Here is a 6,458-nt window from a genome sequence, read left to right on the forward strand (position 1 = left end):
TCACGCCTTAAACCAAGATATGATGTATTTGTAAGCGGACACAATCGATGATTATTGCGCCGTTGGTTCTTTGCCAACAGTCGGATCATGGGCAACATCATCCTCTGATAACGGATCAAAACCAACAGAGACAAAATAAAGCCCCCAAGCTGGTGCCATCTCACCAGCCTGACTACGGTCTTTTGCATCCAAAACCCGTTTCAAATCTTCTTTTGTCCACTTACCCATGCCGACCTTTTTTAAAGATCCCGTGATGTTTCGTACTTGGTGGTAGAGGAATGAACGGGCAGATAACTCGATACGGATTTCATCCGCCTGTTGGGTGACTGAAATGCGGTTAATGGATTTTACCGGGGATTTCGCCTGACAATCCTTGGCACGAAAAGATGTAAAATCGTGCACGCCGACTAAAACCTGTGCCGCTTCATGCATCGCGTGCACGTCCAGTTTCTGCGGAATAAACCACGCTTTGTTATGATCAAGAACAAGATGTGCCCGGCGATTAATAATACGGTAGAGGTAACTGCGTTCTGTCGCAGAAAAGCGAGCATGAAAATCATCATCGACAATTTCCGCATCCAGCACGGCTACCTTAGCCGGACGGATATGAAAATTAATGGCTTCCCTTACCTTGTGAGCAGGAAAGTCCTTTTCCAGATCTACAGATGCAACCTGCCCCAGGGCGTGCACACCACTATCTGTCCGTCCCGAGGCAAAAACCTGTGCCCGCTCTCCACTGAATTTGTAAATGGCCTCTTCCAATACTTCCTGAACAGAGATCTGTTCCTTTTGGCGCTGCCAGCCAAAAAAATCTGTACCGTCATATTCAATGGTAAGTTTATAACGAGGCATTATCTGCCTTTAACCTCATTAACCTGCGTCAAATCTGTTCCCTTTTTGAGAGGAAATCCGTTCAGGAATGCCTTGCGATCCATCACCCCTTTGCCTGGGCGCTGCAATCGTTCAATCCAAAGCGCATTTTCTCCACAGGCGACCAACAGTTCATCGTCAAGCAAAGTGCCTGGTACGGCGTTATGAGTCTTCTCAACAAAAGAAACTGCCTGAACTTTAAAGCGATCCCCTTGGTAAGTGAAATGTACGCCCGGCCATGGGGTTAAGGCCCGCACCTTGCGTTCAAGGTTTTGAGCTGACTGCGTCCAGTCTAATTCACTTTCATCACGAGATAATTTTTTAGCATAAGTTACGCCTTCTTCGGGTTGGGGTGTTGGCACCAAGGAACCACCCTCAAGCCCATCAAGAGCTTCAACAATCAATTTACCACCAAGTGCCGAAAGCGCATCATGCAACTTAGACGCCGTTGTTGTTGATGTAATATCGATCCTGCCTTCGAGAATGACATCGCCCGCATCAAGTTCTTCAACCATTTGCATAATACAAACGCCACTTTCAGCATCACCCGCTTCGATCGCACGCTGAATAGGGGCAGCTCCGCGCCAACGAGGCAACAGAGAAGCATGCACATTCACACATCCCATTTTCGGTGCATAAAGAGCTTCTGTCGGCAAGATAAGCCCATAGGCAACCACCACTGCCACATCAGCGTTATGTTTTCTGAAAGTGTCCTGAACATCAGAGTTTCTAAATGTCTTGGGTGTAAAAACCGGCCACCCCTGATCAGCTGCATAGGCGTGAACAGGCGACAGCTTTTCTTTCTGTCCTCGCCCAGCCGGACGCGGCGGCTGGCTATAGACAGCGACAATCTCGTGCCCGTTTTTCGCCAGGGACTGCAAACAAGGAACGGAAAAATCCGGGGTTCCCATAAAAACGATACGTAACGGTTTCATCCCATGTTCCTTGTTTCGTTCTTTATCATGTTGTTTGCTTAAATTCGCGCGCTACGAGCCGCAGGCAAACCAAGCGATTATCCCGCTTCCTTTGCCGCGACGACTTTCTTCAGCTTCTTCATAATCATGCCGCGCTTTAGCTTTGAGATATGATCGACAAAAAGTACACCATCAAGATGATCAATTTCATGCTGGATACAGGTTGCCAAAAGACCATCGGCCTCAAGCTCAATCTTCTTCCCTGTCTCATCAAGATAAGTCATTTTGATCGCAGCCGGGCGTTCGACATCAGCGTACTGTTCTGGCAAAGAAAGACAGCCTTCTTGATAAACCGAATACTCGTCTGATTCCCAAGTAATTTCCGGGTTTACCATACAATAGGGCTGATTTTCTTCTTTATCATCACTAACATCGACAACAATAACCCGCTTGGTCACACCAACCTGACAAGCAGCAAGGCCAATCCCAGGCGCTTTATACATCGTTTCAAGCATACTGGTCAGCAGCTCACGAATTTCATCGTTCACTTCTTTAACGGGTTCACAAACGACTTTGAGGACCGGGTCCGGGGCGATGACGATATCAAGAATAGCCATGATTACTCGCTATTTTTACATATTAAATTTGATACACTGACGTCTTAAAATTGATAAGCTTCAGCTCTTTTCTCTTAGGTATTGCCTCATAGCCGTCAGGTCAAGCAAAGCCTGACACAAAAGCCTCTACTGACGAAGCCGTCTAGCCCATGCTAGACTTAGGTTCGAATCGCAAAATGTTCTTTTTACACCCAATTGGATAACCTATGGATCTCACTGTTCTCCTGACTGGCGCCACGGCTGGTTTCGGTATCGCACTTATTATTGGCCTGCTTATCAACCTTAAAACAAGAGGACAAAATTCTGAATTAAGTGCGTTAAACCAAAGCCTTGTAGATAGGAAACAAGAACTCTCTCTAGAGTTGGAAAAGCAACAGGCAGAATACATAAAGTTACGCACAGAACGCGAAGAGCTGCATGAAGCCTATACTGACGCCATCACCCGTGCCGCCACAGAAGAACAAAAAGCGTCTCGCATTCCAGAGCTAATTGATCAAACAAAAACTCTTGAACAGGACAATCTGAATTTGCGGAACCTCATGACACGTCTAGAGGCTGAAAAGGCTGAAATGCGAACAACGCTCAATAAGGAACGTGAAGCGCAAACAGAGAAGTTACAAATTCTAGATGAGGCTCGGATAAAGCTTACGGAGCAGTTTGAAAATCTTGCCAATCGCATTTTGGATGAAAAATCGCAAAAATTCACCGAGCAGAACAAAAAAGGCCTGGAAATGCTTTTAAATCCCTTGAAAGAAAACATTCAGGGATTTCAAAAGCGCGTTGAAGAAACCTATGACAAAGAATCAAAAGAACGGTTCTCGCTCCATAAAGAAGTACAAAGGTTGGCGGATCTTAACAAACAAGTAAGCGAAGATACCAATAACCTGACCAAAGCCCTCAAAGGACAAAGCCAAACACAAGGTGCCTGGGGTGAAATGATTCTAGAAATGGTTCTGGAAAAATCAGGCTTGAGCAAAGGGCGCGAATACGACGTTCAACAGTCAATGAATACCGAAGAAGGGAAGCGCTATCGCCCGGATGTCATTGTTCACCTACCCAATGGCAAAGACATCGTAATTGATTCAAAAGTGTCCCTGACGGCCTACGAACGCTTTCATTCTTCGGAAGAGGAAGATCAAAAAAGTATCGCCCTTGGCGAACATGTCACATCGATCCAAAATCACGTAAAAGATCTGTCGCAGAAATCCTACCAAGACCTAGAAACCATTCGGTCATTGGATTATGTCCTGTTGTTTATGCCCATCGAAGGGGCTTTCAGCACCGCAGTCCAACACCAACCGGACCTTGTTGGGCAAGCCTTGGAAAAGAATGTTGTTATCGTGACACCCTCTACTCTTTTACTCGCCCTGAGAACCGTCGAAAATATCTGGCGTTATGAAGACCAAAATCAAAATGCCCAGGAAATCGCAAAACGTGCTGGGCAGTTGTTCGATAAATTTGTTGGTTTTACTGAAGATTTGGAGAAAGTCGGAAAGTTTTTAAATAGTGCTCAGAAAAGCCATGATGCAGCTTTTAACAAACTTAAAACAGGTAGTGGGAACCTAATTGGACGTGTCAGCAAGCTTCAGAAAATGGGAGCTAAAACCAACAAAACTCTGCCAGGAAATCTGACAGAGTTTTTGGATGATGATGAAGCTGATGAACCTCAGAATAAAGAATCGCCTCTTCTATCTGATATATAAATGAATTCGTTTTCGCTTATTCGTTAGAAACCCTGAGTTTATAGTCGAAAGATACTTTACCTTCAGCAGGAATATCGAGTGTCCAGATAACTTTGTTCGCCGACTTTTTCTCGTGCTTGACGCTTTCGTTCAGAATTTTCCAATTACGGGGCATGTTTCCGACAACGTCAACAGACACAGCTTTGTCGCCACTATTTCTCAAGGTAATTTCCTGTGTCAGCTGATAGCTGTTTCGCGAGAGGTTTTCATAAGAAAGCTGTTTACCGTTCCCAGTGACTTGGTTGGCAGAACCGATCACCAATTCAAACTCTTCGCCTTTCGGAACAGCCCGCATGTGCTCTTCACCCATAAAGATAGATGAATTGGCATCTTTAACTTGCTGATAAACACGGATAGTGCCCCCAGGAAGCGGTTGACCAAGACCTTTGTCTTCGGTGTTTTCAGCCTTTAAAACAATGTCAGCTTGTTGGCGACCCGTTTCATCAGCACCGGGATAGGGCTGGATCAACTGTTGAAAACGATAGCGTTTTTCAATTTCAACAGCATCATTTTCAAGCAAGGTCACCTGTTTCGTTTCGACACCACCGATATCAATCTTGCCCGGCAGGCGATAGACATCCCGATCAGCCACAGATTGACGTTGCGGCATTGATGATTCTGCCTTAGAAAACATCACATCGCTTTCAGCACCCATCATCGCCATTCGTGGAGCCGGGGCAGGCTGAACACGCTTTACATTACCCGCCACCAATCGAACATCTGCATCAACAAACTCAACACCTGTTTGGTTGGTCAAAGTTGCCATTGCTTTCAATGATAACTTTTCACCACTGGGATCTAAATCCGCGACATAAGTCACGCGCCAGTCCAAACCACCTGTGAGGTAGGTCAGCTTAAGATCCTTGTCACCGGCTTTTGCGCTTTCCACAACAGCAAGTAGTGTTGGACCCGCTCTTAATCCTTCAGGTATCGAATCATAAACAAGACGACCCGAAATTCCGGTCTCAATTTTATCTTCAACCCTTAGAACCACACCCTCACGAACAGCCAAAACATCTGCTTTTAGCGCGCGTTCTTCCCCTGTTTCGGGATTAGTCCGAATCAAGGTTACGGTTTTACCTAAGGATGCTTCCAGTAATCGCTGCGGAGAGAGAACTTGCTGATCAAGACGTTGCTCTCGTACACGAAGCCCCTCTCCCGCAATAAAAAGACTATCAAGCAAAAGATGAGGACTGACATCTTCCAGCGCCAAAGTGCTCCCGCCTGTTGACAGTTTACTACGACGCGTCTGGCTAACCTGTCCCAAATTATTACTATAAAACACCAATTCGGTAGATTGATTGGCATCTGCTCCAATTGGGGTCTCTTGAGCACTGGCAAAGCTATTACTTGCCAATACTGTCGCTCCAACAAGATAGCTTGCTTGTAAAAATTTTGGGATAATTGTCATCTCTGCGCCTTAGTAAGGTAATGATTGAAGTATCAATATGTGCCACCAGGTTGGGACAAGAAGATGTCAGCTTTAAGGTTAAAAAATTATGAGAAAGAAAAACTCTTGGAGAAATCCATGATTTCACTCTCAGAAGGGCGATTATCACCGCACTCGTACCCGGAAAGATACCCACCTGGCTTACCTGATTCGACATACCCAGCTATAGTTTTTTCAGGTATGGATTGTAAAAAAGTCCAGCAATCTTGATTAGCATCGTTTTTTACATCTGCGTAATAAAACTTGCCATATTTATTTCTTGTAGTTTGAACATCAGTCGCTGAAATCTTTTTCCCACTCGTTTTAAATGCGTTCCAGCCTTCCATAAACATGCCAAACTTTTGAGGGGATGTTTCTTCGCGAAAGTGATAGGCGTGACCAGCAGTTTCAATGAACAGAGAACCGTTTTTCCATTCCCAATGCTCTTGATAAGCTCCATTGTAAGACAGTTTTCTAGCAAACAATTCAGTAGGCTTAGAGGGCTCCCATTCTAGCTTCGCCTCTCGATGAGGAATAGCTTCCCAATCACTCCAATGATCCTGGTTACCAGTGGTCTGGCAAGCACTAAGAATTAATAAGGAAGCTGCTGATACAGTTAACGCAAACTTAGACATATTTCCCCACAAATATAATGTAATAGATAAAATTCGGCATCTATTTCGTAATGAGAATTAAAGCCTGTTGCAATCACAAATTGAAGAATAATTCAGCAGCACAGATTTTGATCAATGACTTAGCCAGTTGATCGACGTGCTTTCAGAGCTGCGGTAAGCGTTCCATCATCCAGATAGTCCAAGCTTCCCCCGACGGGAACACCATGGGCCAGTTTGGAAACATCCACCTCATATCCAGCCAGACATTCTGT

At 45.1% G+C, this 6,458-nt stretch carries 6 protein-coding genes and 1 pseudogene; 1 reads left to right on the forward strand and 6 read right to left on the reverse strand.

Annotation, left to right across the window (positions count from 1 at the left end; all coding sequences use genetic code 11):
- Window positions 1-51: 51 nt before the first annotated feature.
- The 3 genes from truA to def all read right to left on the reverse strand — a co-directional run bounded on the left by truA (window position 52) and on the right by def (window position 2,401).
- Window positions 52-852 carry a tRNA pseudouridine(38-40) synthase TruA gene (truA, locus tag Q0241_RS08250; protein WP_299375880.1) on the reverse strand — a complete coding sequence of 267 codons (801 nt, stop codon included), beginning with the start codon at window positions 850-852 and terminating at the stop codon, window positions 52-54.
- Window positions 852-1,805, reverse strand: coding sequence for a methionyl-tRNA formyltransferase (gene fmt, locus Q0241_RS08255; protein WP_299375883.1), 954 nt, complete (start codon window positions 1,803-1,805; stop codon window positions 852-854). The genes truA and fmt overlap by 1 nt, the downstream gene beginning before the upstream one ends.
- Window positions 1,806-1,882: 77 nt before the next feature.
- Entirely contained in the window at window positions 1,883-2,401 is a 519-nt protein-coding gene (gene def, locus Q0241_RS08260) for a peptide deformylase (RefSeq protein WP_299375886.1), read from the reverse strand.
- Between the two features lie 206 nt (window positions 2,402-2,607).
- On the opposite strand from def, the gene rmuC reads away from it, so the two are divergent.
- Window positions 2,608-4,104 carry a DNA recombination protein RmuC gene (gene rmuC, locus Q0241_RS08265; protein ID WP_299375889.1) on the forward strand — a complete coding sequence of 499 codons (1,497 nt, stop codon included), beginning with the start codon at window positions 2,608-2,610 and terminating at the stop codon, window positions 4,102-4,104.
- 16 nt (window positions 4,105-4,120) lie between these two features.
- On the opposite strand, the gene Q0241_RS08270 is transcribed toward rmuC, so the two are convergent.
- From Q0241_RS08270 to Q0241_RS08280, 3 genes and pseudogenes are all read right to left on the reverse strand, one after another.
- Entirely contained in the window at window positions 4,121-5,554 is a 1,434-nt protein-coding gene (locus Q0241_RS08270) for a DUF4139 domain-containing protein (protein WP_299375892.1), read from the reverse strand.
- Between the two features lie 86 nt (window positions 5,555-5,640).
- Complete coding sequence (locus Q0241_RS08275) at window positions 5,641-6,207, reverse strand: hypothetical protein (RefSeq protein WP_299375895.1); 567 nt, start codon at window positions 6,205-6,207, stop codon at window positions 5,641-5,643.
- Window positions 6,208-6,326: 119 nt separating this feature from the next.
- Window positions 6,327-6,458: pseudogene (locus Q0241_RS08280) on the reverse strand (recombination protein RecR); the annotation flags it as partial.

The organism is uncultured Kiloniella sp., from assembly GCF_937128705.1.
In the GTDB taxonomy this organism is placed as follows: Bacteria; Pseudomonadota; Alphaproteobacteria; order Kiloniellales; family Kiloniellaceae; genus Kiloniella.

Excerpts from the sequence above, each read along its gene's own strand:
- def (WP_299375886.1), bottom strand. The coding sequence starts at position 2,401 with ATGGCTATTCTTGATATCGTCATCGCCCCGGACCCGGTCCTCAAAGTC.
- Q0241_RS08270 (WP_299375892.1), bottom strand. The coding sequence starts at position 5,554 with ATGACAATTATCCCAAAATTTTTACAAGCAAGCTATCTTGTTGGAGCG.
- fmt (WP_299375883.1), bottom strand. The coding sequence starts at position 1,805 with ATGAAACCGTTACGTATCGTTTTTATGGGAACCCCGGATTTTTCCGTT.
- truA (WP_299375880.1), bottom strand. The coding sequence starts at position 852 with ATGCCTCGTTATAAACTTACCATTGAATATGACGGTACAGATTTTTTT.
- rmuC (WP_299375889.1), top strand. The coding sequence starts at position 2,608 with ATGGATCTCACTGTTCTCCTGACTGGCGCCACGGCTGGTTTCGGTATC.
- Q0241_RS08275 (WP_299375895.1), bottom strand. The coding sequence starts at position 6,207 with ATGTCTAAGTTTGCGTTAACTGTATCAGCAGCTTCCTTATTAATTCTT.